This is a genomic window from Roseateles subflavus (assembly GCF_030285365.1).
In the GTDB taxonomy this organism is placed as follows: domain Bacteria; phylum Pseudomonadota; class Gammaproteobacteria; order Burkholderiales; family Burkholderiaceae_C; genus Roseateles_B; species Roseateles_B subflavus.
This window is the reverse complement of the sequence record NZ_JASVDS010000002.1, coordinates 997,849-1,024,480: the sequence shown is the minus strand read 5'-3', so window position 1 is coordinate 1,024,480 and position 26,632 is coordinate 997,849. Positions and strand designations below refer to the sequence as shown.

Annotated in this window: 18 protein-coding genes and 1 other RNA gene; 10 read left to right on the top strand and 9 right to left on the bottom strand. The window is 70.3% G+C overall.

The window, feature by feature from the left end:
- Positions 1-27 precede the first annotated feature (27 nt).
- Both gloB and QRD43_RS10335 read left to right on the top strand, forming a co-directional pair.
- The gene (gene gloB, locus QRD43_RS10340) at positions 28-822 is read left to right on the top strand and encodes a hydroxyacylglutathione hydrolase (RefSeq protein WP_285982384.1); all 795 of its coding nucleotides are present in this window, start codon (positions 28-30) and stop codon (positions 820-822) included.
- Positions 819-2,441, top strand: a complete 1,623-nt coding sequence (locus tag QRD43_RS10335; RefSeq protein WP_285982383.1) for a transglycosylase SLT domain-containing protein — start codon at positions 819-821, stop codon at positions 2,439-2,441. Before gloB ends, QRD43_RS10335 begins: the two co-directional genes overlap by 4 nt.
- Before the next feature lie 59 nt (positions 2,442-2,500).
- Here QRD43_RS10335 and QRD43_RS10330 read toward each other — a convergent pair whose 3' ends face one another.
- The 4 genes from QRD43_RS10330 to dnaX form a co-directional block, all read right to left on the bottom strand.
- A complete protein-coding gene (locus QRD43_RS10330; RefSeq protein ID WP_285982382.1) occupies positions 2,501-2,893 on the bottom strand; it encodes an MAPEG family protein in 393 nt (130 codons plus the stop codon).
- Between the two features lie 80 nt (positions 2,894-2,973).
- A complete protein-coding gene (gene recR, locus QRD43_RS10325; RefSeq protein ID WP_285982381.1) occupies positions 2,974-3,555 on the bottom strand; it encodes a recombination mediator RecR in 582 nt (193 codons plus the stop codon).
- 626 nt (positions 3,556-4,181) lie between these two features.
- A complete protein-coding gene (locus QRD43_RS10320; protein ID WP_269630515.1) occupies positions 4,182-4,511 on the bottom strand; it encodes a YbaB/EbfC family nucleoid-associated protein in 330 nt (109 codons plus the stop codon).
- Between the two features lie 72 nt (positions 4,512-4,583).
- Positions 4,584-6,779, bottom strand: coding sequence for a DNA polymerase III subunit gamma/tau (gene dnaX, locus QRD43_RS10315; RefSeq protein ID WP_285982380.1), 2,196 nt, complete (start codon positions 6,777-6,779; stop codon positions 4,584-4,586).
- Between the two features lie 79 nt (positions 6,780-6,858).
- On the opposite strand from dnaX, the gene QRD43_RS10310 reads away from it, so the two are divergent.
- Together QRD43_RS10310 and QRD43_RS10305 are read left to right on the top strand one after the other, a co-directional pair.
- On the top strand, positions 6,859-7,983 hold the full coding sequence (locus QRD43_RS10310; protein ID WP_285982379.1) for an AIR synthase-related protein: 1,125 nt from the start codon (positions 6,859-6,861) through the stop codon (positions 7,981-7,983).
- Positions 7,984-8,141: 158 nt separating this feature from the next.
- On the top strand, positions 8,142-8,522 hold the full coding sequence (locus QRD43_RS10305) for a SirB2 family protein (protein WP_285982378.1): 381 nt from the start codon (positions 8,142-8,144) through the stop codon (positions 8,520-8,522).
- Positions 8,523-8,526: 4 nt separating this feature from the next.
- On the opposite strand, the gene QRD43_RS10300 is transcribed toward QRD43_RS10305, so the two are convergent.
- On the bottom strand, positions 8,527-8,988 hold the full coding sequence (locus QRD43_RS10300; RefSeq protein ID WP_285982377.1) for a hypothetical protein: 462 nt from the start codon (positions 8,986-8,988) through the stop codon (positions 8,527-8,529).
- A 309-nt stretch (positions 8,989-9,297) separates the two neighbouring features.
- Between QRD43_RS10300 and ffs the strand changes: the two genes are divergently transcribed.
- Positions 9,298-9,395, top strand: an RNA gene (gene ffs / locus QRD43_RS10295) — signal recognition particle sRNA small type.
- A 128-nt stretch (positions 9,396-9,523) separates the two neighbouring features.
- Here the strand turns inward: ffs and QRD43_RS10290 are convergent.
- The 4 genes from QRD43_RS10290 to QRD43_RS10275 form a co-directional block, all read right to left on the bottom strand.
- Positions 9,524-11,938, bottom strand: coding sequence for a serine/threonine protein kinase (locus QRD43_RS10290; protein ID WP_285982376.1), 2,415 nt, complete (start codon positions 11,936-11,938; stop codon positions 9,524-9,526).
- A gap of 1 nt (position 11,939) precedes the next feature.
- Positions 11,940-13,892, bottom strand: coding sequence for a serine/threonine protein kinase (locus QRD43_RS10285; RefSeq protein ID WP_285982375.1), 1,953 nt, complete (start codon positions 13,890-13,892; stop codon positions 11,940-11,942).
- A gap of 207 nt (positions 13,893-14,099) precedes the next feature.
- Positions 14,100-17,924: an ATP-dependent RNA helicase HrpA gene (gene hrpA / locus QRD43_RS10280; protein ID WP_285982517.1), complete on the bottom strand. Its 3,825-nt coding sequence runs from the start codon at positions 17,922-17,924 to the stop codon at positions 14,100-14,102.
- Between the two features lie 383 nt (positions 17,925-18,307).
- Positions 18,308-18,694, bottom strand: coding sequence for a VOC family protein (locus QRD43_RS10275; RefSeq protein ID WP_285982374.1), 387 nt, complete (start codon positions 18,692-18,694; stop codon positions 18,308-18,310).
- Between the two features lie 152 nt (positions 18,695-18,846).
- On the opposite strand from QRD43_RS10275, the gene argA reads away from it, so the two are divergent.
- From argA to dnaG, 5 genes are all read left to right on the top strand, one after another.
- On the top strand, positions 18,847-20,184 hold the full coding sequence (gene argA / locus QRD43_RS10270; RefSeq protein ID WP_285982373.1) for an amino-acid N-acetyltransferase: 1,338 nt from the start codon (positions 18,847-18,849) through the stop codon (positions 20,182-20,184).
- Positions 20,185-20,272: 88 nt separating this feature from the next.
- Positions 20,273-20,545 carry an oxidative damage protection protein gene (locus QRD43_RS10265; RefSeq protein ID WP_285982372.1) on the top strand — a complete coding sequence of 91 codons (273 nt, stop codon included), beginning with the start codon at positions 20,273-20,275 and terminating at the stop codon, positions 20,543-20,545.
- Positions 20,546-20,814: 269 nt separating this feature from the next.
- Positions 20,815-21,117, top strand: a complete 303-nt coding sequence (locus QRD43_RS10260; protein WP_285982371.1) for an H-NS histone family protein — start codon at positions 20,815-20,817, stop codon at positions 21,115-21,117.
- Between the two features lie 284 nt (positions 21,118-21,401).
- Entirely contained in the window at positions 21,402-24,443 is a 3,042-nt protein-coding gene (locus QRD43_RS10255) for a putative bifunctional diguanylate cyclase/phosphodiesterase (RefSeq protein ID WP_285982370.1), read from the top strand.
- Positions 24,444-24,490: 47 nt separating this feature from the next.
- Positions 24,491-26,530, top strand: coding sequence for a DNA primase (dnaG, locus tag QRD43_RS10250; protein WP_285982369.1), 2,040 nt, complete (start codon positions 24,491-24,493; stop codon positions 26,528-26,530).
- Positions 26,531-26,632 lie beyond the last annotated feature (102 nt).

The window sequence follows — 26,632 nt, the reverse complement described above, 5'->3', positions numbered from 1 at the left end:
CCCGACTGCTCACACCCGCACCCCCCCATGCCCGCAGCCCTCGAGCTGGTCGCCCTGCCGGCCTTCACGGACAACTACATCTGGATGCTGCACGATGGTGTTCAAGCCCTGGTGGTGGATCCGGGCGAGGCCGCGCCGGTGCTGGATGCGCTGCAGGCCCGGGGACTGCGGCTCGCCGCCATTCTAGTGACGCACCATCACGGCGATCACATCGGCGGCGTGGACGCCCTGCGCGCCGTGCTCGAGGGCCCGGTCTTCGCGCCGCCCCACCCGCTCAACCCCCAGCCCTGCACCCGCGTGCACGAGGGCCAGGTCTTGCCGCTGCTCGGGCAGGCCGTCGAGGTGATCGAGACGCCGGGCCACACGGCTGACCACGTGAGTTACCTGCTGAAACAGCCCGGCGAGGCGCCGCTGCTGTTCTGCGGTGATACGCTCTTTTCCGCCGGATGCGGGCGGGTCTTCGATGGAAGCCTGGCCCAGCTCCACGCCTCGCTCGAGCGCCTGGCAGCCCTGCCGGATCAGACGCGGATCTGCTGCGCCCACGAGTACACCTTGTCGAATCTGCGATTTGCGAGGACCATTGAGCCCGCCAACGAGGCCGTGGTCCGCCACGAGGCCTGGTGCCAGGCCCGGCGCGAGGCGCAAGACCCGACCCTGCCGGCCCGGTTGGCAACCGAGCTGTCGATCAATCCATTCCTGCGTTGCCGGGAGCCCGCCGTGAAGTCTGCGGTCCGCGCCCGGCTTGCCCCCGAGCCCTGCGACCTCGACGAGCCGCTGGCCGTCTTCAGTGCCCTGCGCCTGTGGAAGAACGAATTCAGATGAAGAAACTGCCCGCCCTGCCCCGCTCCCTGCCCTCGCGCGGCCTGATCGGCGTCTGCACCCTGCTGCTGCTCGGCGCCTGCGCCCATGCCCCCCGGACGACGGACGGCGCGCTCGACGGCCAGCCCCCGGCGGCCGGCAGCGCACAGGGCGGCGCCGCGCTGGAGATGCCCCCGCTGGTGCAGCATGCGCCCGCGGCCCTGGACTACGGCCTGCTCGAGGACACCCTGAACCCGGGCGAGAAGATCGACCTGGCGGATGCCAATGCCCGCGCCGACCTCTGGGCCCGCGTGCGCAAGGGCTTCGCGATGCCCGAGCTGAGCAACGAAGGCGTGCGCAAGGCCGAGGCCTGGTACGCCGCGCGGCCGGACTACGTTCAGCGCATGACCGAGCGTGGCAGCCGCTACCTCTACCACGTGGTCGAAGAGGTCGAGAAGCGCGGCATGCCCACCGAGCTGGCGCTGCTGCCCTTTGTCGAGAGCGCCTTCCGCACCGATGCCCAGTCCACCGCCAAGGCCGTGGGCATGTGGCAGTTCATGCCCGCCACGGGCCGGGACTTCGCCCTCAAGCAGAACATCTTCCGCGACGACCGTCGTGACGTGCTGGCTTCCACGCGCGCCGCCCTGGACTACCTCGGCCGCCTCAACAAGATGTTCGACGGCGACTGGCAGCTCGCCCTGGCTGCCTACAACTGGGGCCCGGGCAATGTGCAGAAGGCCGTCAAGCGCAACCTCGCCGCCGGCCTGCCCATCGACTACGACAGCCTGCGCATCCCCGACGAGACCCGCTACTACCTGCCCAAGCTGCAGGCCGTGAAGAACATCGTGCTGCGCCCCGAGGCCTTCGGCCTCGCCCTGCCCGACGTCGCGAACCACCCCTACTTCCTGACGGTCCGCATCGACCGCGACATGGACGTCGAGGTGGCTGCGCGCCTGGCCGGCATGGACGTCGACGCCTTCAAGGCCTTCAACCCGCAGATGAACAAGCCGGTGATCCTGGCGGCCAGCACGCCGCAGATCCTGCTGCCCTACGACAACGCCGGCGCCTTCGTGGCCAGCCTGGCGGCTCATGAAGGCCCGCTGGCCACCTGGACGGCCTGGGTCGTGCCCAAGACCATGAGCCCGGCCGATGCCGCCAGGCAGGTCGGCATGAATGAGGGCCAGCTGCGCGAGGTCAACACCATCCCGCCGCGCATGCTCGTGAAGCAGGGCTCGACGCTGCTGGTGCCGCGCACGGCGCATCGGGACCAGGACGTCTCCGAGCATCTCGCCGAGAACGCGAGCATGGCCTTGACGCCGGACACCCCGCCCCTGCGCCGCATGCAGTTCAAGGCCGCCCGCGGGGACACCGTGGCCAGCCTCGCCACGCGCTACCGCGTGAGCGTGGACCAGTTCGCGCAGTGGAACAAGCTCGGCAGCAAGTCCCAGCTCAAGGCGGGCCAGACGCTGGTCGTCTACAGCCCGAACGCCGCGCCGGTGCGCGTGGCCGCCAATGGCGCGAACGCCGGCAAGAAGTCCGGCAAGGGCAGCACGGCCTCGCGCACGACCAAGGTCAGCGCCAAGGCCGGCGGCACGCGCGTGGCCCTCGGCGCCCGCAACAACCCGACGCTGGCGCAGCGCTGATCCGCGGAAGGACGCACCGCGCCGGCGCACCTCGATCCGGTCGCGGCGCCTGAAGGGCCTCAGCGCAGGAAGAAGAGCCCGATCGAGCAGGCCAGCCCGGCCGCCCACACGATCGAGCGCAGCGTGGCCAGGTCAGCCAGGTAGACCGCGATGTAGACGAGGCGGATGCCGATGAACGAAGCCGCCAGCAGATCGATGCGGTCCTGCGGCGCCTGCATCTGCTGGGCCGCCAGCACACCGGCGATGAACAGCGGCAAGGCCTCGAAGCTGTTGGCCTGCGCGGCATTGGCCCGCGCCTGCCAGCCCTGCAGCGTGGACAGCCAGCCGCGAGGGTTGTGGTTGTCGTAGCCGCCGTCACGGCGGCGTTTGCCGAAGCCCTTGGACTTGGCGAGTCCCGCACAGACGATGGGCAGCAGGGCCGCCACGATGAGGCAGGTGTTGGCGAGGGTCATGTCTTGCCTTTCTGGAAAGCGCGGGGAAGTGGGGCTGTGCAGACGGCGCTGGCACCGGCGTGGGTGGCGCCGGCACGTCGTCAGCGGCGATCCACCAGCGCGTGGGCGATGGTACCGAGATCCACGTATTCCAGCTCGCTGCCCACCGGCACGCCGCGTGCCAGCCGCGTGGACTTGACGCCGCGGGAACGCAGGGCCTGGGCCAGCACGTGGGCCGTGGCCTCGCCTTCCGCCGTGAAGCTGGTGGCCAGGATCACTTCCTCGAGCGGGCCGTCCTGCACCCGCTCCAGCAACTGGCGCACGCCGATCTCACGCCCGCCGATGCCATCGAGCGGGCTCACCCGCCCCTGCAGCACGAAGTAGTAGCCGCGGTAGGAGCCGGTGCGCTCGAGCGCTGCCTGATCCGCGGGTGTCTCCACCACGGCCAGCAGGCGCGCATCACGACCGTCGTCCCGGCAGATCTCGCACAGCCCGGCCTCGCTGAAGGTGTAGCAGCGCTCGCAGTGCCCCACCCGCTCGCCCGCCGCCCGCAGCGCCTCCGACAGACGCACCGCGCCGGCCCGATCGTGCTGCAACAGGTGATAGGCCATCCGCTGCGCCGACTTCTGCCCCACACCCGGCAGGCAGCGCAGCGCGTCGATCAATTGCTCAAGTGCGTTCAATGACGTGACTTCCGTGGTACTGGCCGCATGGGCATCCCAAGATGGGGCCGCGGCTCCAACTCAATCAACAGCGTCCCATCTTCGCACCAAGCCCCGACCGAGCGATATCCAGAGATCCGGCGCTGTCGGCCATGAAGCGGTGCCATCGCCAGGGACCCGGCAGCCCACGGCGCGCCTCGTGTCTTGTTGAGCGACGGCCGAGGATCCGGCTCTGCCGATCCCAGAGTGGCGCCTGCTCCAGGGACCCGGCCGCCTGCAGGGCGCTCCATGCCTTGTCGAGCGACATCCGAGGATCCGGCTGTGCCGGTCTCAGAACGGCGCCCGCTCCAGGGATCCAGCAGCCCGCAGGGCGCTCTTTGCCTTGTCGAGCGACATCCGAGGATCCGGCTGTGCCGGTCTCAGAACGGCGCCCGCTCCAGGGACACAGCAGCCCGCAAGCCCCCGGTGCTCGACCGAGTGACACCGAGGATCCGGCTCCACGAGTCCCAAAACGGCGCCTGCGCCACGGACAAAGCAGCCCGCAGGGCGCCCCGTGCCTGATCGAGAGACATCCGAGGATCCGGCTGTGCCGGTCCTACGGATGTGCCCCTTTGAGGGGGCGGGCGAAGCCCGTAGGGGGTGGTCCATCAGAACGGAAATTTCATGCCCGGCGGCAGCGGCATGCCGGCCGTCAGCTTGCCCATCTTCTCGGTGCTGACCTGTTCGGCACGGCGCACGGCGTCATTGAAGGCGGCGGCCACGAGGTCCTCGAGCATGTCCTTGTCATCGGCCAGCAGGCTGGGGTCGATGGTGACGCGCTTGACGTCGTGCTTGCAGGTCATCAGGACCTTGACCAGACCGGCGCCGGACTGGCCCTCGACCTCGACCAGCGCCAGTTCGTCCTGGGCCTTCTTGAGGTTGTCCTGCATGGCCTGGGCCTGCTTCATCAGGCCGGCAAGTTGACCCTTCATCATGATTCACACTCCTGGTTTCGTTGTCAGTGTCTAAGGCTGAAAGCGTTCGGGCCGCGCGGGCGCGGGCACCGGCTTTCAGTGAGGCTTGATGGACCCGGGCACGATGCGTGCCGTCTTGAACTGCGCCAGCAGCTCCTTGACGAGCGGGTCTTCAAGAATGATCTGCTCGGCGCGGCGCTGCCGGGCCTGCGCCTCGGTGGCCTCGCGCAGGGCGGGCGAATCGGTGGCGACGCCCGCCTCGAGCTCGATGCGAACGTCGGCCTGCAGATGCGCGGCCAGCGCGGCCTGCAGCTTGTCCTTCAGCGCGGGCTGGCGCAGGGAATCCCGCTCGACGCGGAAGCGCCACTGCTGCGGCTGCACGCTCTCGTCGATGGCGAGGCACTCGGCCTGCATGCCCAGCTCGCGCGGCAGGGCGGTCAGACCCAGCTGCTTCATGACGGCCGCCCAGCGCTCGCCCAGGGCCGTGCCCTGCAAGGCGATGGCGGTGCCGGCGGTCGACGCGTAGCCGCCCTCGCCGCGGGGCGAGGGGTCCGGCAGGTCCAGGCCCGCATCGGCGGACATGACGGCACCGTCTTCATCGGCCGGCGGCGCGTCCAGCCAGGGCGGAGGTTCGTCGCCCGATTCCTCGGGCGCGTCCGCATGCACGACCGGGCGGGGGCGCAGGCGGGCACTGGGAGAGACAGCATCATCCGGCCGCGTGCGGGCCAGCAGCGAGGGCGCCGGCTGGGCCGGGGGCTGGGCGGGCGCAGGCGCGGGCGCCTCCTCCACGGCGGGCGGGGCCATGTCCACGGGAGGCACCGGCGCCTCCTCAGCGGCCGCCGGCTCGTCATCGAGCCCTTCGGGCGGCTCATCCGCAGGCGCCAGCGCCACGTGCGAAGTATCGGCGGGCGGCGTGGGGGTCAGGTCTTGCGCGGGCCCGTCCGACACCGTTGGCGCCGCCGCCGGCGGCGTCAGCACCGCAGACGGCTGAGCCGGCGCAGCCACAGGAGGCGCAACGCTGGTGGCCGCGGGTGCCGGGATGGGAGCGGCAGGGGCGGCAGCCGGCATGCGTGCCGGCACAGCCATCGCCGCGGCGGTGGCGGGGCGCAGCAAGGGAGCGGCAGCGGGCGTCGCGGCGGGCGCAGCGCCGATGCCGGCCGACGCGGCACCACCGGCATTCAGCGCCGCCCCGCCCCGGGGGCGAAAGGCGAGCATGCGCAGCAGCACCATCACCAGGCCGGCGTATTCGTCCGGCGCCAGCGGCAGTTCCTGGCGGCCATGCAGCGCCATGCTGTACATCAGCTGGATCTCATCCGCCGGCAGGGCCGCGGCCAGGCGCTGGGCCTCGGCGCAGTCCGGATCCTGCGGGTCGAGCGCACCGGGCGCCGCCTGGGCGATGGCCATCTGCTGCAGCGCGGTGGCCAGGTCCTCCAGCGTGCCGCCGGCCGACAGCCCGAGGTCCCGCAGACGGTCCGCCGCGGCCACCACGGCCGGGCCGTCCGCCGCGATCAGGGCGTCGAGGATGGCGATGACATGGCTGCGATCGACGGTGCCCAGCATCTGGCGCACGCCGTCCTCGCTCAGCGAGCCCGAGCCGAAGGCGATCGCCTGATCCGTCAGCGAGAGCGCATCGCGCATGGAACCGCGCGCCGCACGCGCCAGCAGGCGCAGCGAGCCGGTGTCCACCGGCACCTGCTCGGCCTCCAGCACGCGGCCCAGGTGCATCTGCACATTCTGTGGCGCCATCGGGCGCAGATTGAACTGCAGGCAGCGGGACAGCACCGTCACCGGCACCTTCTGCGGATCGGTCGTGGCGAGCACGAACTTGAGGTACTCGGGCGGTTCCTCCAGCGTCTTCAGCATCGCGTTGAAGGCGGTGTTCGAGAGCATGTGCACTTCGTCGATCATGTAGACCTTGAAGCGCCCCACCACCGGCTTGTAGACCGCCTGGTCCAGCAGCTGCGAGATCTCCTCGACCCCGCGGTTGGAAGCGGCATCGAGCTCCACATAGTCCACGAAGCGGCCGGCGTCGATGTCCCGGCAGGCCGGGCAGACACCGCAGGGCTGGGCCGTGATGCCGCCCTGCCCGTCCGCGCCGGTGCAGTTCAGGCTCTTGGCCAGGATGCGCGAGACGGTGGTCTTGCCCACGCCGCGCGTCCCCGTGAACAGGTAGGCGTGGTGCAGCCGCTGCTGCGTCAGCGCGTTGGCCAGCGCCTGCACGACGTGCTCTTGGCCCACCAGTTCCTCGAAACGGTGGGGGCGGTACTTGCGGGCGAGAACCTGGTAGCTCATGGCGGCGGATTCTACGGGCGGGCGGGCGCCTCGCCCGGCGCTTCGGGGAAGTCCCGGCCATGACCGATAATCGCGCCCCATGAGCACGCACGCCCCCTCCTCTCCCGACACGCTGAGCTACGAACAGGCCGGCGTCAACTACGACCTCATCGACCCCCTGAAGATCAGCGCCCAGCGCGCCGCCGCGGCCACGGCGGCCCACCTGGGCGGCCATGGCTTCACCGAGGTCAAGGCCTCGCGCGGCGAGTCGGCCTATGTGGTGGACGTGGGCCCCTTCTACCTGGCGTCCATCGTCGAATGCCTGGGCACCAAGACCCTGGTGGCCGATGAGATGTCCACGCTGACCGGCAAGAGTTTCTATGCCGGCATCGCCCAGGACACCATCGCCATGGCCATCAACGACCTGATCACCGTCGGCGCCACGCCCCTGGTGGTGCAGGCCTACTGGGCCGCCGGTGGCTCCGACTGGTTCGGCGACAAGCTGCGCGCCCAGGCCCTGGTCGAAGGCTGGAAGAAGGCCTGCGACACCTGCCAGGTCGCCTGGGGCGGCGGCGAGACGCCCGCGCTGGCCGGCATCGTCGAGGAAGGCCGCATCGACCTGGCCGCCTCCTGCACCGGCCTGATCAACCCCAAGGAGCGGCTGTCCGTGGGCGACAAGCTCGGCGCCGGCGACGCCATCGTGCTGCTGGCCTCCAGCGGCATCCATGCCAACGGCCTGTCCCTGGCCCGCAAGCTGGTCGAGCGTCTGCCCCAGGGCTACCTCACCGAGATCAGCCCCGGCCTGAGCTACGGCGAGGCCCTGCTGGCCCCCACGGTCCTGTACTCGCCCGTGACCGAGGCCCTGTACAAGGCCGGCATCATCCCGCACTACTGCGCCAACATCACCGGCCACGGCTGGCGCAAGCTGCTGCGCCATCCGGGGCAGTTCACCTACCGCATCCACACGGTGCCGCCGGTCACGCCGGTGCTGAAGTTCATGCAGGAGCACGCCAAGCAGGACGACCGCGAGGCCTACTCCACGCTGAACATGGGCGCGGGCTTCGCCATCTTCGTGCCGGCCGACCAGGCCGCCCAGGTGGTCGAGATCTCCAAGGCCTGCGGCATCGACGCCTGGGTGGCGGGCCAGCTCGAGGCGGGCGAGAAGCAGCTGCTGATCGAGCCCCTGAACATCCGCTTCAGCGACGACGACCTCCAGCTGCGCTGACCGGCCCGCGCTGCGGCGCCCTCTGTTCCGCACAAAGCCTGCCCGGGCCTGGCCTCGGCAGGCTTTTTCACGCCTGGATCCTGAGGAGCCCGGGTTGACAGCCACGCGCCGGCCGGCACAAGCTCCACGCCACGGGAGCACAGAGGAGACCGCGCAAGATGGACTGGTTCTACAGCCAGCTGGTGTTCATCCACAGCCTGCTGGCCTGGTGCAGCGTGGGGCTGTTCATCGTGCGCGGGCTGGCCTTCCAGTTCGGCGCGGAATGGTCGATGGACGTGCGCCTGCGCTCCATGGTCTTCGGCGTGGACACCATGCTCACGGTCTGCGGCCTGAGCCTCTGGGGCTCCATCGGCTACTCGCTCACCCGCGACACCTGGCTCACGGCCAAGCTGCTGGCGCTGGTGGGCTACACGGTCTGCGCCCACTGGGCCATGGGCCGCGGCGAGTTCCGCGTGCTGGGCTATTTGCTGTCGCTGCTGCTGCTGGCCTACATGATGGGCGCCGCGATCACCCGCTCGCCCACCCTCGGCCTGGCCTGAGCGCTCAGGCGGCCAGTCGCCAGCCCTGCGCCCACAGCGCCTGCACCGCCGCACGGCGCAGGGACTGCAGCAGTTCAGCCGGGCGTTCGCCGGCGCGGGCGCTCAGGACGGGGCTGATCCACAGCGGACCGGTATCACGCCCGAGACGCGGCTGGCCGTGGCGGTCGGCGCGGAACAGCGCGAGGCGCCACGCCGGCTGGCGCGCCGCGCCCTGCCCTTCCTCGGCGAGCGCGCCGCACCAATCGCCCGGCTGGAGACGGTGGGCGGCCACGAGGATCTCCGCGAGGCTGGGCGCGCCGGACCACTCGGCCACGACCTGGCCTTGCGGGTCACGCAGCAGGCGGGTCGCCGGTGTCGGGGAAGTCGGGGAGGAGGCGCGGGCCAGGGTGCGCTCGCTGCGCAGCCAGTGGCGCGAGGCGGCAGCGTGGCCGCTGAGGAGGCGATCGAAATCGGCGAGACCGTGCATGAAAAAACTCCGAGTGCCCTCATCACCGGCGTTTGCCGGCCCGGGGCATCATCGGAGCCGCAACGCTTTAGCCGTACTTGTTGACCGCCCGCAAGTAGTTGGTAAATCGGCGGTGTGCGCGACAGACGCCGCAGCACGAAGCAGATTCTACGGGTCTTCCCGCCCGTTTGGGAAGCCCCCGCCGGATCGCCCAGGCTCAGCGCGTCGCGCGCCATCGTGCATTCCTGCGCACCCGGCACGTCGTTCCGGCTGACGCCTGGACACCCGGCTTTCCCGGAAGGCCTCCCGCAATGGCATACAATGGGCGCTGACGGGCCTCCTCGCATGGAAGCGCGGCCAACCGGGTCAGGTGGGGAACCAAGCAGCCCTAACCGTTGTGACCAGTGCCGGGGGTAAGGCTCGTCAACCCCAACACCCGTGAGCGCTGCTGCGGCAGCTGCCACGCAAAGCAACCCGGCTCCGGCCGGGTTTTTTTGTGCCTGCGGCACGCCGGCAGGGCGCGTGACCCCGTGCCGGCAGCCGCCCTGCGCCGGCCTCAGCCCGCCTGCTTGAAGGCCATCACGGCCTGGTTGCGCAAGGTGCGCAGCAGCGAGAGCTCCTTCTCGTCGACGTTCAGCGTGCCCCGGCCCGCCCGGTCGGCGTAGATCATGGCGAAGCAGCTGCCCTTCATCACCAGCGGCAGGATGAGAAAGCTGTCGCCGTGCATCGTGCCCTTGAACCAGCCCGGCAGGCGCTCGGCGATGCGGGGTTGGGCGGCGTCGGCGATGAGGGTGTCGGATCCCTTCAGGCAGATCGCCGTGAACAGGTCGCTCACCTGGCCGGGCTCCAGCTGCAGCGGCACGCGGAACAGCGGCACGACGCGCTCCACGTCGTCGCCGAGACCGAAGCGCCCGGTCAGCGCGTTGCTGCGTGGATCCCGCAGGCAGAACACCACGCTGCGGAAGCCGAGCCCGCGGTAGATGGTCTCCAGAATCATCCGCAGCACTTCGTTGAGCTTGAAGTTCTCCACCATCACGTTGGTGACGTCGTGGATGCCGGCCGCGAGCACCTCGGCGGCCGGCTGGCGCGCCGCGGACTCGTGGGCCATCACCTGCGTCGGCTCGTAGATGGCGGTGGCCTGCAGCTCGAGCGGCGAGAGGCTGTCGTCATCGGCAGAAGGCGCGAGCGGCGCCAGCAGGCGCTGGGCCTGCGAGCTCTTGGGCAGGCGGATCTCCATGGCCTCGGCGAGCTGGGAGAGCCGCTGCCGGGCCTGGTCGGCCGCCTGGTCCATGCGCTCGGGGCTGAGCCCCAGCGCCCGGGCGTAGCGCTGGCCCATGTGCCGAACCTTGGCATGGGCCTCGGCGGGCTCGCTGTGCAGGATCACATCCGTCACGTCGTTCGCGGCGCGTGCCAGCCAGCGCAGCCGCTCGGTGCCGCCGTCCAGCAGACGGGTCGGCGCGTCGCCTTCGGGCCGGCTCATGCCGCGCTGCAGCGCGTCGGGCAGGCCCCACTGGCGTGCGACGCCCTGCCCTAGCTGCTCGAAGCTCAGCCCCAGCACCTGCTGGGAGGCCGCCGCCTCGCTGACCGGCGCCGTCGCCGCGGCACCCTGCCCGCGCTCGGGCCTCACGAAGCGCTGGATCTGCTGCGCTTCCTCGGGGAAGTAGAACTCGGTCAGCAGCCGCCCCAGGTTCTGCAGCATGCCCACGAGGAAGGCCTCCTCGCTCTCACGCTCGGCGGGGCACAGCTCGCGGGCCAGGGACGCCGCCATCAGCGAGCGCAGGAATTCCTCGCGCAGCGCCCGCGCATGGGCCTTGTTCTCCATGCGCTCCAGCAGGATCAGCGAGAGCGCCAGGTTGCGGATCCCCGCGAAACCGATGAGCGCCGCCGCGCGGGACACCGTGCTGATGCTGCCGCCGCCGGCGTGCGTGTACTGGACCGTGTTGACCAGGCGCAGCAGCTTGTGGGTCAGCGCCACGTCCTTGAGGATCTCGTTGGAGAGGCTGTTGAGGCTCTCGTTCTCCGAGGAGGTGATGCGCTGGATGCGGGTCATGGACTCCGACATCGCCGGGAAGTCCGAGCGGTGGCGCATGCGCCGCAGCAGGAAGTCCAGCGTGCCGTTGTCGGCAAGGCCGCCCTGGCTGATCACGGGCGGATGCAGCCACTCGGCCAGGGCGTCGTGCAGGGCCCGGGCGGTGGGCCAGCGCAGGGCCGGGTCGCGGGCCAGGCCGCGCTGCACGATGGCGCGCAGGGCGTCGTCGACGTCCCGGTCGAGGCCGTCGGGCATCTGCAGGTCCTCGTCGACCACGCGGCGCACGGCCCGCCAGGGATCCGGGTCGTAATTGAGCCGGCGCCCGCTGAGCATCTCGCAGAGCATCACGGCCACGGCAAAGACGTCCATGGCCGGTGCCGGCGCAAAGCCCTGCGCCGCCTCGGGCGAGAGGTAACCGGGGGTGCCCACCACCCGGCGGCGGTGGTTGGGATCGCTCATCCAGTCGGCGATGCCGAAGTCCAGCAGCCGGCCGCGGCCCTTGGCGTCGACGAGGATGTTGCTCGGCTTGAGGTCACGGTGGACGACGCCGGTCTCGTGCGCCGCCATCAGGCCGTCGAGCACGCCGAGCATCAGCTCCACGGCCTCGCGGGCCTTCATCACCGGATTGCGCTGCAGCTTCTCGGTGAGCGTGAGGCCCGGCACGTACTCGAAGACCATGTAGGCCTGGCCGTCCTGCTGATCGGCCTCGAAGACGGGCACGATGTGCGGGTGCATCAGCCGGGCGACGGCGCGGGCCTCGTGCAGGCCGGCGTCCACCAGCGCCGGGTCGGCTGCCGGCGCGAGCACCTTCAGCGCGACGTCGCGGTCCAGGCGCGGGTCGTGGGCCAGCCAGACCGTCGCCTGGGCGCCCCGCCCGAGCTCGCGCAGGACCTGGAAACGCCCGATCCGGGGCGGTGGGCTGGGCGGCTGGGATGCGGCCATGTCAGCGCCGCTCCGGCAGCTTGCCGGACACGTAGAAGGAGCCGCCCGCCGAGCCGGCCGGGTCCGCCGCGCCGCCGGCCAGGCGCTGGCGCAGCGCCGACGCCTGCGGCGCCCCGGCCGAGCCGACGGGATTCGACGGCACGATGGGCGGGATGTCCAGGTGCGCCGTCAGGGTCAGGTTGGACGAGCCGATCTCCCGCGCAGCCTCGGGGCTGTGGCTGGCCGCCGCCTCCTTGCGCGCCGTCTCGGGCTTGAGTGCATCCATCACATCCCTCAGGCCGAGGCCCAGCACGCGGGCGTAGCGGCGCGTGGCCATCTCGAGCGCATGCTTGCGGCGCCCCTCGGGCTGCACCATGGCATCGACCAGCTCGTTGGCGAAACTGCAGGTGAGGCGGATGACGTCGGTGTCATGGCCCGCATGCCGCACGGGCGCATCGGGCGAGGCCCGGTGCATCATGTGCTGCACGTCCTCGTCCAGGCCCCAGTAGCGGGCCACGGCACTGCCCAGGGCGTCCAGGTCGCAGCCCAGCACGGCGTAGGCCGCCGCCTGCTCGCCCATGCCGACGGGATTCGGCGTCTCTTCCGTGGGCTCGGGCGGCAGCATCAGCTGGCGGACCTGCTGGGCGTCGTCCGGGAAGTGGTACTGCAGCAGCAGCCGGCCGAGGTTCTGCAGCAGGCAGACGAGGTAGACCACCTCGGGGTCGAAGCCTGCCGGCCGCAGGTTCTGCGCGATGAGGCCGGCCCGGTGCACCCGCCTCATCAGGCTGCGCATGACGGTGGCCTGCAGCTCGGACAGCGGCCCCGGCCAGGGCTTGAGCGATCGCACCGCCGCCTGCAGCCCGTTCAGGCCGATCATGGCGATGGCGCGCTGCATGTTGAGCATCGTGCCGCTGTTGGCCGCGCCGCTCTGCTTGAGCGCGTTGTTGACGCGGCGCAGCAGTTCCAGCGCGAGGGCCATGTCGTCCAGCACCAGTCCGGACAGCGCGGCGGCATGCTGGCCTTCCAGCCCCGCGGCGCCCAGGATGCGCGACAGCCGCGCCGAGCTCGCCGGCAGGTGGCCGTAGCGCTGGAGCTTGTCCATCAGCAGCGCGATGGGCCCGCCCGCGTCATGCGCGGCCGCGGTGCGCCAGCCCTCCAGCGCGCGCAGCAAGGTGCGGGCCTGGTGATAGCGCTGGCGCGCCTGGCGGTCGGTCGAACGATTGGCGATGGCGCGCAGCGGGTCGGGGATCGGATGCGGCGTCTCCCAGCCAAGGCGCACGAGCTCGCGGCCCTGTGGCTGCATCAGGGCCATGGCCTGGTGCAGGTCCGTCTGGTCGAGCACCGGCTTGCCCGTGAGCAGCCGATGCAGCATCAGCCCCACGGCCAGCACATCCTGCGCGGCCGCCTCGCGGGTGGCGCTGCGCGTGAGCGTGTTGAAGTCCTGGGACGAGGACTCGGGCTCCTGCGCCACCTCCAGGCCCAGCAGCCGGACCTGGTCCGTCGCGTTGATCAGCACATGCGCCAGCTGGAGGTCCCGGTGCACATGGCCGGCCTCGTGGGCATAGGCCAGGCCTTCGAGCAGCTGGCAGACCCAGGCCGCCACGTCCAGCGGCAGCGGCGCCGGCTGGCGGCGCAGGCGTTCCTCCAGGGTCTCGCCCAGGGCGCGGTCATAGGCGAGGTAGGGCCACAGCTCCACCTCGCCCTGCTCGACCACATGGGCCAGCTGCGGGTGGTTGATGCGGGCGCCGCCGTCCGCCAGGCGCTTCCACTGGGCCAGCGCCTCGGGGCTGGCCGGCTTCTCGCGCGGCATGGCCAGCAGCAGCTCCTGGCCATTGCGGGGATCGAAGACGAGCCACAGCAGGCTGCGGGGCGTCTTGCTGAGCAGGCCGCGCAGCTCGAAGCGGCCGAAGCGGCGCAACGGCGCGGCCGGCGCTGCGGCGGCAGCGGTGGCGGAGGAAGCGGGCGTAGAGGACACGGACAGGGGCGGACCTTGGAAACCTGGGGACCTTGGCATTGTGACGGGCAGCCGGCACCCGAGCGGCCCGACCCCCAACGTGCGCTATTTGAGCGCGAAGCGCCAGCCCGGCATAGCCTGAACTGGTGCCCGCATCACAGGTTTTTCAGCTTCTGGGCCCCGGCGTGGCGAATTCACGCCGCCCCGGGGAGTCAGGGACGCGTGCCCTCAGTGGCTCAGCTGCGTCCAGACCTTTTCCAGGCGCTTGACGCTGACCGGCTGCGGCGTGCGCAGCTCCTGGGCGAAGAGGCTCACGCGCAGTTCCTCCAGCTGCCAGCGGAAGTCGTCCATGCGGGCGTCCGACGTGCCCTTGAGCTCGGCCAGCCGTCGCTGCCAGCGCTGCTCCAGCGGCCGGTACTCGGACATCCACTTCGCATCACGGGCGGCGTCGGCCCGGAGCTTGTCGAGCCGCAGGGTGATGCCCTTGAGATAGCGCGGATAGTGCTGCAGCTGCGCCCAGGGCGTCTGCAGCACGAAGCGCTTGCCGCACAGCCGCTGCAGCTGCGCCTGGATGTCGTCCGCCACCTCCTTCGGCGCGCGGCTGTCCTTGAGCTTGCGCAGTGCGGCCTGGTACTCCACCAGCACCGTGCCGCTGAGCCGCGCGACCTCCTGCGCGATGAGGTTCAGCCGCGTGCGGCCCTCCTCGATGCGGGCCTTGAAGCTGAACTCGTCCGTCGGCAGCGGGTCGGCCAGGAAGGCGCGATCCAGGGCGACGTCGATGATCTGGTCGCGCAGCTCCTCGGCCGTGCCCAGGCTCATGAAGGCCACCGCCATCTTGGTGAGGTCGGGGACGTTCTTCTCGAGGTACTTCAGCGGCTCGCGGATCTGCAGGGCGACGAGGCGGCGCAGGCCGGACCGGTGGCGGGCGGCGGCGACCTCGGGCTCGTCGAAGACCTCGATCTCGACGTGCGCGCCCTTGTCGATCAAGGCGGGGAAGCCGATGAGCGTCTGCCCGCCCTTCTGGATCTCCATCAGCTCCGGCAGCTCGCCGAAGGTCCAGGCGGTGTAGGCCTGGGCCGCCGTCTGCGGCTTGGGCGCGGGCATGCGCACCTCGGCGCGCAAGGCCTTGCCGCCGCCCGGCGTGGGGATGGGTGCGGGCGCCGGGGGCGCCTCAGCGCCGGTCTGGCTCTGCAGCTTCAGCGCGGCCAACGCCTGGAAGGCCGATCGCGCCTGCGCGCCGAGCTCCGCCTTGAGCGCAGCCAGGTTGCGGCCCTGCCCCAGCTGGCGGCCATGCTCGTCCACCACGCGGAAGTTCATGAACAGATGCGGTGGCACCTGCTCCAGCTTGAAGTCGTTGCGCTGCACGGCGATCTGGCTGCGCTCGCGCACGGCCTTCACCAGCACGTCCAGCAGGCTCCCCTGGGCGAAGGGATTCAGCTCGACGAACTCCGCCACGAAGTCCGGCAGCGGCGTGAGGCGTGCACGGGGCTTCTGGTAGAGGCTCTTGAGCAGCGCCAGCAGCTTGGCCTCCAGCATGCCGGGGACGAGCCACTCGCACTGGTCCTCGTTGACCTGGTTGAGCGCGAAGATGGGCACGGTGACCGTGACGCCGTCGCGCGCATCGCCCGGCTGGTGCAGGTACTCGGTCTTGCAGTCCACGCCGCCCAGGCGAAGCATCTTCGGGAAGGCGTTGCTGGTGATGCCGGCAGCCTCGTGGCGCATCAGCTCGTCGCGGCTCAGGTGCAGCAGGCGCGGGTTGCCGCGGCTCGCCTCGCGGTACCACTTCTCGAAGGTCGCGCCCGAGCAGACCTCGGCGGGCAGCTGCTGGTCGTAGTAGGCGTAGATCAGCCCCTCGTCCACCAGCACGTCCTGGCGGCGGGACTTGTGCTCCAGCTCCTCCACCTTGGCGATCTGCTTCTGGTTGTGGGCCAGGAAGGGCAGCTTCGTGTCCCACTCGCCGTTGACCAGGGCCTCGCGGATGAAGATGTCGCGTGCGGCCACCGGGTCCACGCGACCGAAGTTCACGCGGCGGTTGTTGTAGATGACGATGCCGTAGAGCGTCGCCCGCTCCAGCGCCACCACCTCGGCCGCCTTCTTCTCCCAATGCGGCTCCAGCAGCTGGGTCTTGAGCAGATGGCCGGCCAGCGGGGCGATCCAGTTGATGTCGATGTTGGCGAGGCCGCGGCCGAACAGCCGCGTGGTGTCCACCAGCTCGGCCGCCACGATCCAGCGGCCCGGCTTCTTGGACAGGTGCGCGCCGGGATGGCGCCAGAACTTGATGCCGCGCGCGCCGAGGTACCACTCGTCGTCGTCGCTCTTGCAGCCGATATTGCCCAGGAAGCCCGCCAGCATCGAGAGGTGCACCTGGTCGTAGGTGGCCGGGCTGCCGTTGAGGCGCCAGCCATGCTCGGCCACCACGGTGTGCAGCTGCGAGTGGATGTCCCGCCACTCGCGCACGCGGCGCGGGCTCACGAAGTTGTCCCGCAGCAGCTGCTCGTAGCGGCGGTTGGAGAGCTTGTGCTCGCCCTGCCCGCCCCGGCCTTCCTCGATCCACTTCCAGAGCTTGAGATAGCCCATGAACTCCGACTTCTCGTCGTCGAACTTCTTGTGCTTCTCATCGGCCTGCTGCTGCTGCTCCATCGGCCGGTCGCGCACGTCCTGGCCGCTCAGCGCACTGGCGATGATGAGCACCTCGGTCAGCGCGTCTCGGCGCTTGGCCTCGAGGATCATGCGGCCCACGCGCGGATCCAGCGGCAGCCTGGAGAGCTCCTTGCCGATGTCGGTCAGCTCGTTGCGGTCGTCTACGGCGCCCAGCTCGGCCAGCAGCTGGTAGCCGTCGGCGATGGCCTTGCGCGGCGGGGGCTCGATGAAGGGGAAGTCCTCCACCGTGCCCAGGTGCAGCGCCTTCATGCGCAGGATCACGCCGGCCAGGGACGAGCGCAGGATCTCCGGGTCGGTGAAGCGTGGGCGGCCGAGGAAGTCCTTCTCGTCGTAGAGCCGGATGCAGATGCCGTTGGCCACGCGGCCGCAACGGCCGGCGCGCTGGTTGGCGGCGGCCTGGCTCACGGGCTCGATCTGCAGCTGCTCGACCTTGTTGCGGTAGCTGTAGCGCTTGACGCGGGCCGTGCCGGCATCGATCACGTAGCGGATGCCCGGCACGGTCAGCGAGGTCTCGGCGACGTTGGTGGCCAGCACGATGCGCGGCGCACCGCCGGTCTCGAAGACGCGGTCCTGCTCCTGCTGCGACAGCCGCGCGAACAGCGGCAGCACTTCCACGCCGGGCGGATGATGCTTGCGCAGGGCCTCGGCGGCCTCGCGGATCTCGCGCTCGCCGGGCAGGAACACCAGCACATCGCCGGAGCCCTCGCGCCACAGCTCGTCGACGCCGTCGCAGATGGCGCTGTTGAGGTCGTACTCGCGGCTCTCCTCGAAGGGCCGGTAGCGCTGCTCCACGGGGAAGGTGCGGCCGGAGACCATCACCACCGGCGCCGGCCCCTTGGCCGAGGCGAAATGCGCGGCGAAGCGCTCGGCGTCGATCGTGGCCGAGGTGACGACCACCTTGAGCTCGGGCCGGCGGGCGAGGATCTCGCGCAGATAGCCGAGCAGGAAGTCGATGTTGAGGCTGCGCTCGTGCGCCTCGTCGATGATCAGCGTGTCATAGGCCCGCAGCAGCGGGTCGGTCTGTGTCTCGGCCAGCAGGATGCCGTCCGTCATCAGCTTGACGCTGGCGCCGGGCTGCAGGCGGTCCTGGAAGCGGACCTTGTAGCCGACGATCTCGCCCAGCGGCGTCTTGAGCTCGTCGGCGATGCGCTTGGCCACGCTGGAGGCGGCGATCCGGCGCGGCTGCGTATGGCCGATCAGCCCGCCGCCATTGGCCCGCCCGCGCCCCAGGGCCAGGGCGATCTTGGGCAGCTGCGTGGTCTTGCCCGAGCCCGTCTCGCCACAGACGATGATCACCTGGTGCTCGCTCATCAGCTGAGCGATCTCCTCCCGCCGCGCCGAGACCGGCAGGTTCTCGGGGAAGGTGATGGGCGGGAGTGGATTGGCAGGCAGGTCCCGCTGGGGCCGGCGCTCGCGCGGCGCCCGAGACGCCTGCGGCGGCTGGGACGGCGGGGGCGCCGTCGGCGTGCGAGGCGCTCCGGCCGGCCGTGGCGGGCGCGGCGGGCGTTCGGTGTCCTGGGCCCTTCCCCCCGCCGGCCGCGTCTGCCGATCCGGACGCTCGGGCGCCTCGGGCCATGGGCCAGACGGCCGCTCGGCACGGGGCCGCGGCGACGGCGCCGGCGTGTCGGTGGCAGGGCGGGCGGCGGCCTCGGCAAAGGCCGCGGCGAGCGCGGAGGGTGGGTTCTTCTTGGAATTCACGGCGCGCGGATTATCCGTGCCCCGCGCGCACCCTGCCGGAAGAAGACCCGGACACCCCCGGCGCCGCCTGGGGCGGCTCAGCCGCGCGGAACGTAGGTGATGACGTTGATCGCCGCCCCCTGCGGATCCTGGAGGCAGGCCATCCGGCCCACCGTCGGCACGTCCATGGCCGGCATCAGCACCTGGCCGCCCAGGGCGACACAGCGGCGCACGGTCTCGTCCACGTCCGCCACGGTCACGTAGCTGCCCCAGGCCGGAGGCACGGCGGGACCGCCTTCCGGGCAGGCCATCAGGCCGCCGACGGCGACATCGCCCACCTTGGCCACGTAGTAGCGGCCGACGGGCATGTCCATGGGCTCGATCGTCCAGCCGAACAGTCCCCCATAGAACTCGGCGGCCTTTGCGGGGTCGCTGGTCATGAGTTCCGACCAGCTGAAGGCGCCAGGGACAGTGAAGACATCCATGCTCGATCTCCTCTGAAAATGGGAGGGTTGGTGACATCGCCGAACCGACATCGTCCGGCGCGATCGCCGGCTTCGCAAGTGCCGACGGCCCGGGCCACGCCCGCACCGGCAGGATCGGGGAAAGCCCGCAGCCTGCGGCACAATCGCGTGCCATGAGCCTGGTCTTTCCCCATACTTTCGTGCCCTGGTTTCGCGCCGTGGCGCCCTATATCCACGCCTACCGGGGCGAAACCTTCGTGGTCGGGATGACCGGGGAGCTGGTCGCCGCGGGCAAGCTCAATGCCTTCGTGCAGGACCTCTCCATCATGCACGCCATGGGCATCAACATCGTGCTCGTCCATGGTTTCCGCCCCCAGGTCAACGAGCAGCTCGCCGCCAAGGGCCAGACCTCGCGCTACAGCCATGGCATGCGCGTCACCGACGCCATCGCGCTGGACTGCGCGCAGGAGGCCGCGGGGCAATTGCGTTTCGAGATCGAGGCCGCCTTTTCCCAGGGTTTGCCCAATACCCCCATGGCCAACGCCGCCGTGCGCGTGGTGTCGGGCAATTTCCTGACGGCGCGGCCGGTGGGTATCGTCGATGGCGTGGATTTCCAGCACAGCGGCCTGGTCCGCAAGGTGGATGCCACCGCCATCCAGCGCGCCCTGGATACCGGCGCCGTGGTGCTGCTCTCGCCTTTTGGTTTCTCCCCGACGGGCGAGGCCTTCAATCTCAGCATGGAAGACGTCGCCACCAGCACGGCGATTGCCCTGCAGGCCGACAAACTCCTTTTCGTCTGCGAGGTGGCAGGGGTTCCTGAAAACCCGGGCGACCCGGACAGCGCCATCGACACGGAACTGGCCCTGGCCGACGCCGAGCGCATGCTCGCCGGCAAACCCACCCCGACCGACCCGCTGGACGTCAATTTCTATCTCCAGCATTGCGTGAAAGCCTGCCAGGCGGGCGTGGAGCGCTCGCACATACTGCCGCTGGCCGTGGATGGCGCGCTGCTGCAGGAGGTTTACACCCACGACGGCATCGGCACCATGGTGGTGGACGAGAAACTCGAAAGCCTGCGCGAGGCCAATGCCGACGACATCGGCGGCATCATTGCGCTGATCGAGCCCTTCGAGCGCGACGGCACCCTGGTCAAGCGCGACCGCACGGAAATCGAGCGCGACATCGAGCTGTACTCCGTGATCGAGCACGATGGCGTGATCTTCGGCTGCGCCGCGCTGTATCCGTACGTGGAAGCCAAGACCGCCGAAATGGCGGCCCTGACCGTCTCGCCCGCCGTGCAGGGCCAGGGCGACGGCGACCGCATCCTCAAGCGCGTGGAGCAACGCGCCAAGGCCATGGGCCTGAACAGCATCTTCGTGCTCACCACGCGCACCATGCACTGGTTCATCAAGCGCGGTTTCGCGCAAGTCGATCCGGACTGGCTGCCCGAAGAGCGCAAGCGCAAGTACAACTGGGACCGCCGCTCGCAGGTGCTGGTGAAGAAGCTCTGAGCCCAGCAGCCCCAGTTTCCCTATGTTTTTCGCCGCACGCTACAGTGCGGCGCTGCATTCAACAAACCCGAAATCGACGAGGAATACCATGGCCCGCACCGTGCAATGCACCTATCTGAACAAGGAAGGCGAAGGCCTGGACTTTGCTCCCTACCCGGGAGAACTGGGCAAGCGCATCTACGACAACGTCAGCAAGGAAGCTTGGCAGCTGTGGATGAAGCACCAGACCATGCTGGTGAACGAAAACCGCCTGAATCTGGCCGACCAGCGCGCCCGCCAGTATCTGGCACGGCAGATGGAGCAGTTTTTCTTCGGTGGCGGCGCCGAGCAGCCGGCCGGTTACGTGCCGCCGTCCGCCTGAACAGGGAAAACCCGGCCTGCGCGGTCCGCAGCCCGCACGTCGCGCCCGCATGCAGCCAGGCCCGGTTAATCCGGGCCTTTTTCATGCCTGCCGGCACTCCGGAATGACGGGAGTTTGTAGGAGCAATTTCCCGGCGGGAAACCCCTGTCAGACGTTGCAAAAAGCTCAAAGCTGCAAGCCCAATATTCAAGGCTGCACGGATTCTGGAATATCTAACTACAATTCCAGCCAGAGACAATTGGTTCTCAGTACCGCGCGAGGGTTGAAAAATGGCTTCATCACTGAAGGAATTGCTGGCTCAACGAGCCGCGCTGGATCAGCAGATCGCTGAAACCAAGGACAAGGAGCGGAGCGAGGCCATCGCCAAGGTTCGTTCCCTGATGGCCGACTACGGCCTCACCGCGGCTGACCTCGGCTCGCGTCCGGCCAAGCCCGCCAAGCCCGCCAGCAAGGTTGCGGCCAAGTACCGCAACCAGGCCACCGGCGAAAGCTGGAGCGGCCGCGGCCTGCAGCCGAAGTGGCTCAAGGCGGCCATCGCCGCAGGCGCCAAGCTGGAAGACTTCCACGTCTGACCCGGTCGGGCCTGCATCCCGCAAGCGGCTTCGGCCGCTTTTTTCTTGCCTGCAGGGCTCCCGAAGGCGCCCTCTCCGGGGGGAGCCGCCCCTCACCGCCCCTCACCGCACCTCACCGCCGCGACCGGCGCGACGCGGCCATTCGGGCATTCCCGCCCCCACGGCTGAGGGGCCCGGCGCAGGCGGGCGCACGCGGGCGCCGCTGCTAGCATGGCCCGTTCGCCTGGAGCGCCTGCCACACGGGCGCGCCTTGTCCGCCGTCCCTCTTCCCGAATCCGCCTCGCTTGACTGTCCGCCTCGCCAGGCCGGTGCGCCACGCCAGCACCTCCATCGCCCGAAGCCTCGCCACTGCGGCAGGCGTCACGGTGCTGCTGTACCTGCTGCTGCGCTTGACTCAGCGCCTGCAGCTGCCCGTCGACCACGCCTGGACGCAGGCCGGCCTGCTGAGCCTGTTCCTGATCGGCCTGTTGCGTGGGCACTGGCTGACTCTGCCGCTCCTGGGGCTCAGCAGCTTCGTGATCCTGCGCCTGGGTGGGGTCGGCACCACGGCGGCGCTCGCGCAGGTCCTGAACGCCGGGCTGGCCGCGGCAGCCGCCCACGCCTTCCTGTGCCGGCAGGAGTTCAAACAGTCGATCGATGAGCGGCGCGACCAGGGCCTGAGCCTCGTGGCCAGCCTGGGGATTGCGGCCCCCCTGGTCAGCCTGCTGCCCCTCATGCCCGGCCTTGAAGGTGTCGAGCAGCGCTGGGTCAGCTGGAACGAGGCGCCGGCGGAGGGTGGCCTCGGGCTGCTGTTCCGCTGGGCCGCAGCCAGCACGGCGCTGACGCTGAGCCTGCCCCTGGCGCTGAGCCTGACGCCTCGTCCGGGCACCCCCCGCGAGCCCGCCTCCACCGGCGCCGTGGCTGCCTCACTTGCGCTCACCCTGTGTCTGGCCTCCAGCTGGCTGCTGCACTGGCCCCCGCTGCCGGCGCTGTGGCTGGTCCTGCTGACGCTGCTGGCGTGGCAGTCGCCGCCGTGGATCAGCAGCCTCGCAGCCCTGGCCGTGGCGACCAGCCTCGGCCTGCACCACGGCATCCACGGCCTGCAGGAGACGATGGAGCACGGCGAGGAGCCTTCCTTCGAGATGGCCTGCGAGCTGCTGGCCGCCGCCCTGCTCCCGATGATCGTGCAGCTGATGCGCGCCGGGCAGCGGCAGCAGCTGCAGCAGTGGCAGACGCTCTTCGATGCCAGCGGGCTCGGGCTGATGCACTGGCGGGCGAGCGAGCAGCTGCCGCGCTTCAGTCTGCGCTGGCAGGCCCTCAGCGGCAGTCGCGGCGGCAAGGATCTGCAGCAGTGGCTGGAACATGCACATCCCCTGGACCGGCCGCGCGTGGCCCAGGCCCAGGAGCGGCTGCTGGAGAGCGAGGCGGACGATGCCCAGTCCGAGAGCGTCGAGCTGCGCGTGCGGCCGGCGGGCGAATGGCGCTGGCTGCAGTGGCAGGCCCGGGTCATGGCGCGCGACACCTATGGCCACCCGTCCCTGCTGGTGGCCAGCCTGCGCGACATCACCGGCCTGAAGGTGGCCAGAGAACGCGAGCAGCTCAGCGCCCATCTGTTCCAGAACGTGCACGAGGGCATCCTGGTGACCGACCCGCTCCAGCGCGTGGTCGACATGAACCCGGGGGCCTGCACCATTCTCGGCCGGGAACGCGAGACCCTCATCGGCAGCGCCTGCGTGCTGGTGGACCCCGAGGTCCTGCGCTTCAGCGGCCATCCGCCGGATGCGGTGGCCGAGGCGCTCGAGCAGCACGGCCAGTGGGAGGGCCCGCTGCGCCTGCGCAATGCCCAGGGGCTCACCCGCATGCTGCAGGTGCGCGCCAGCCTGCTGCATGATGAGGACGGCCTGCTGCGCTACCACGTCTTCACGCTGCAGGACCGCACGCAGGAGGAATGGCAGCAGAGCCAGCTCGTGCGGCAGAACCAGTTCGACGACCTGACCAGCCTGCCCAATCAGACGAGCTTCGTCTCCCAGCTGGGCCAGAGCCTGGAGCTGGCGCGGCGAGAGGGCTTCATGCTGTGCGTGTGCAACCTGGACCTGGACCACTTCGCCACGCTCAACGAACGCCACGGGCGCGCCGCCGGGGACCAGACGCTGATCGAGATGGCCCGCCGCCTGCGCAGCAGCCTGCGCCGCACCGAGACCTGGACGGACCAGATGGCACGTATCGGCGGTGACGGCTTCGGACTGATCCTGCGCTGCCGCAGCGAGGACGAGGCCCGCCTTGCACTCACCCGGCTGCTGGACGTGGTGCGGGCCCCGCTCTATGACATCGCCCCGGGCAGCCCGCTGCACCTGAGCGCCAGCCTCGGCGCCACGCTGTTCCCGCAGGACGCCTCGGACACCGAGACGCTCATGCGCCATGCCGCCCACGCGCTGTACCGAGTCAAGCGCTCGGGGCGCGACGGCTTCGAACTCTTCGACACCGACAAGCGCCAGCGCAGCGAGGCCAAGGTGCTGGCCCTCGGGCGCATGCAGGAAGCGCTGGACCTGGGCGAGCTGCGCCTGCACTACCAGCCCAAGGTGGACCTGCGCCGGGGCAAGGTGCTGGGCATGGAGGCGCTGCTGCGCTGGCACGATCCCGAGCGGGGCCTGCTGCTGCCGGGGCATTTCCTGCCGCTGCTGGAGCACACCGGGCTGGGCGTGCGCATCGGCGACTGGGTCATCGAGCAGGCGCTCAAGCAGGCCGAGCAATGGGCCTCGGACGGGCGCCCCCTGCGCGTGGCCGTCAACGTGACGGCGCGCCACCTCCAGTCCCCCGACTTCGCCCAGCGCCTGGACGAGCTGCTGGCGCGCCACCGTCCCGGTCTCGCGCGGCTGCTGATGCTCGAGGTGCTGGAGTCCGCCGCCCTGGCCGACGTGCCGGCCACGCAGCGCCTGCTCGAGCACTGCCGCAGCCTCGGCGTGCAGTTCGCGCTGGATGACTTCGGCACCGGCTACTCCAACCTCAGCTACCTCAAGCAGCTCCCCGTCGACCTGCTGAAGATCGATCGTTCCTTCGTGCAGCAGATGCTCAGCGATGCCCATGACCGCGCGCTCGTCGAGGGCGTGATCGGCCTGGCGCGCACCTTCGGCTGCGACGTGATCGCCGAGGGCGTGGAGTCCGGCGCCCACGCCCAGGCGCTGCTGGCGCTGGGTTGCGAGCAGGGCCAGGGCCACGGCATCGCCAGCGCCATGCCGGCCGAGCTGGTGCCGCTGTGGGTCCAGGCCTTCGAGCGCGCGCCGGACTTCGATGGCCGCATCGGCGTGCCGATGCCGATCGCCGAGCCCCAGACCGCCCGGCCGCGTTGAGCCGGGATCCCGCTCGGCGGGTTCAGGCTTTCCGATAGACTGCCGCCGTGATTCCACCCGGCTTTATTCAGGATCTGCTTGCCCGCGTCGACATCGTCGACGTCGTGGGCCGCCACGTCGAGCTCAAGAAGGCAGGCATCAACCACAAGGGCCTGTGCCCCTTCCACGGGGAGAAGTCCCCCAGCTTCATCGTCAGCCCCAGCCGCCAGACCTACCACTGCTTCGGCTGCGGCGTGCACGGCAACGCCATCGGTTTCCTGATGGAGCACACCGGCGCTGGCTTCATCGAGGCCGTCGAGGACCTGGCGCAGCAGGTCGGGATGCAGGTGCCGCAGGAGGAGCGCAGCCCCGCCGAGATCCAGCGCGCCCAGGCCCAGAAAAAGCATCAGCTGAGCCTGACCGATGTGCTGGCCAAGGCGGCGGACCACTACCGCAAGCAGCTCAAGGGCAATGGCCGGGCGGTGGACTACCTCAAGCGTCGCGGCCTCACCGGCACCATCGCGGCCCAGTTCGGCCTGGGCTATGCGCCGGACGGCTGGCGTGCGCTGGCCAGCGCCTTCGCCACGTACGACGACCCGCTGCTGGTCGAGGCCGGCCTCGTGATCCTGCAGGACGACCCCGGCAAGAGCGCCGAGGAGCAGCGCCGCTACGACCGTTTCCGCGACCGGATCATGTTCCCCATCCGCAATGTGCAGGGTGAGGTCATCGGCTTCGGCGGGCGGGTGCTGGACAAGGGCGAGCCGAAATACCTCAACTCGCCGGAGACGCCCGTCTTCAGCAAGGGCCGCGAGCTCTACGGCCTCTACGAAGGCCGCACCGGCCTGCGTCAGCGCGGCTATGCACTGGTCGTCGAGGGCTACATGGACGTCGTGGCCCTGGCTCAGCATGGCTTCAACAACGCCGTGGCCACGCTGGGCACGGCCTGCACGGCCGACCACGTGCACAAGCTGTTCCGCTTCACGGAGTCGGTGATCTTCAGCTTCGACGGCGACGCCGCCGGGCGCCGGGCCGCCGGACGTGCGCTGGAGGCCGCCCTGCCCCATGCCACGGACACGCGCAGCATCAAGTTCCTCTTCCTGCCCAGCGAGCACGACCCCGACTCCTACGTGCGCGAACTCGGCAGCGAGGCCTTCGAGCGCTGCGTGGAGCGCGCCATCCCGCTGTCGCGCCAGCTGATCGACCATTGCGGCGACGGCCTGGATCTGGGCACCGCCGAGGGCCGCGCCCGCCTGCTGGCCCAGGCCCGGCCGCTGTGGCAGCAGCTGCCGCAAGGCCTGCTCAAGCGCCAGCTGCTGGGCGAACTGGCCCGCATGACGCAGCTGCCCGATCAGGAACTGATGGACCTCTGGCAGACCGCCGAGCCTCGCCGCGGTGGCAGTGGCGGTGGCGGGGGAAGTGGTGGCGGAGGCAGCCGCGCCGAACGCCCGGCACGCACCGGCGCCGACGATGCCCCCTGGGACGGCCCGCCCCCGGACCTCGACGAGCTGGCCTATCTGCAATCCGGCCACCACGACGTGGGCGAGCCGCCGGACGCCGGCGGGCCGCCCGCCGGCCAGGCGCCCCAGCGCAAGCCCGGGGGCGGCGAGAAGAAGCCCTGGCGCAACGACCGCAAGGACTGGAAGGAATGGAAGAAGCGAGAGCAGGACGAGACCTACGGCCTGCCCCGCCACCAGCCGGCCCATCCGCGCGACCATGCGCTGCGCATGCTGCTGCTGCACTGCGCCTGGTGGGAGCTGCTGAGCGACCAGGACCACCAGCTGCTGCACGACATGCCCGGCGAGCACGGCCAGGTGGTGGCCTGGCTGGAGCGCTATCTCGTCAACCACGGGCCGGGCCCCTGGTCCGTCCTGCAGGCGGCCCTGGAGGAGGAAGGCCTGCTCGAACTCGCGCAGCGGGCCTGCGGCGGGCGCCTGTACGCCAGCGATGATGAACTGCAGCTCGAGGATTTCCAGCAGCTGCTGCGCAAGCTCTGGGTGAGCCAGCTCAAGGAAGAGTCGAGCCAGCTGAGCGCCGGCCCCGTGACACCGGCCGTGCTGGAGCAGATCAAGGCCCTGCACCAGCGCATCCAGGAGCTGCTCGCCGGCTGACGCTTGCGCGGTATGCGAACAATTCACCTCGCAGGCGCGCGGCTTGCCCGGTTCGGCGGCAGTTTTTGAATTCCTGCTGTTCTTGATGGATAATTAAGGGTT

Excerpts from the sequence above, each read along its gene's own strand:
- gloB (WP_285982384.1), top strand. The coding sequence starts at position 28 with ATGCCCGCAGCCCTCGAGCTGGTCGCCCTGCCGGCCTTCACGGACAAC.
- QRD43_RS10335 (WP_285982383.1), top strand. The coding sequence starts at position 819 with ATGAAGAAACTGCCCGCCCTGCCCCGCTCCCTGCCCTCGCGCGGCCTG.
- QRD43_RS10330 (WP_285982382.1), bottom strand. The coding sequence starts at position 2,893 with ATGACCCTCGCCAACACCTGCCTCATCGTGGCGGCCCTGCTGCCCATC.
- dnaX (WP_285982380.1), bottom strand. The coding sequence starts at position 6,779 with ATGAGCTACCAGGTTCTCGCCCGCAAGTACCGCCCCCACCGTTTCGAG.
- QRD43_RS10310 (WP_285982379.1), top strand. The coding sequence starts at position 6,859 with ATGAGCACGCACGCCCCCTCCTCTCCCGACACGCTGAGCTACGAACAG.
- QRD43_RS10305 (WP_285982378.1), top strand. The coding sequence starts at position 8,142 with ATGGACTGGTTCTACAGCCAGCTGGTGTTCATCCACAGCCTGCTGGCC.
- QRD43_RS10300 (WP_285982377.1), bottom strand. The coding sequence starts at position 8,988 with ATGCACGGTCTCGCCGATTTCGATCGCCTCCTCAGCGGCCACGCTGCC.
- QRD43_RS10290 (WP_285982376.1), bottom strand. The coding sequence starts at position 11,938 with ATGGCCGCATCCCAGCCGCCCAGCCCACCGCCCCGGATCGGGCGTTTC.
- QRD43_RS10275 (WP_285982374.1), bottom strand. The coding sequence starts at position 18,694 with ATGGATGTCTTCACTGTCCCTGGCGCCTTCAGCTGGTCGGAACTCATG.
- argA (WP_285982373.1), top strand. The coding sequence starts at position 18,847 with ATGAGCCTGGTCTTTCCCCATACTTTCGTGCCCTGGTTTCGCGCCGTG.
- QRD43_RS10265 (WP_285982372.1), top strand. The coding sequence starts at position 20,273 with ATGGCCCGCACCGTGCAATGCACCTATCTGAACAAGGAAGGCGAAGGC.
- QRD43_RS10260 (WP_285982371.1), top strand. The coding sequence starts at position 20,815 with ATGGCTTCATCACTGAAGGAATTGCTGGCTCAACGAGCCGCGCTGGAT.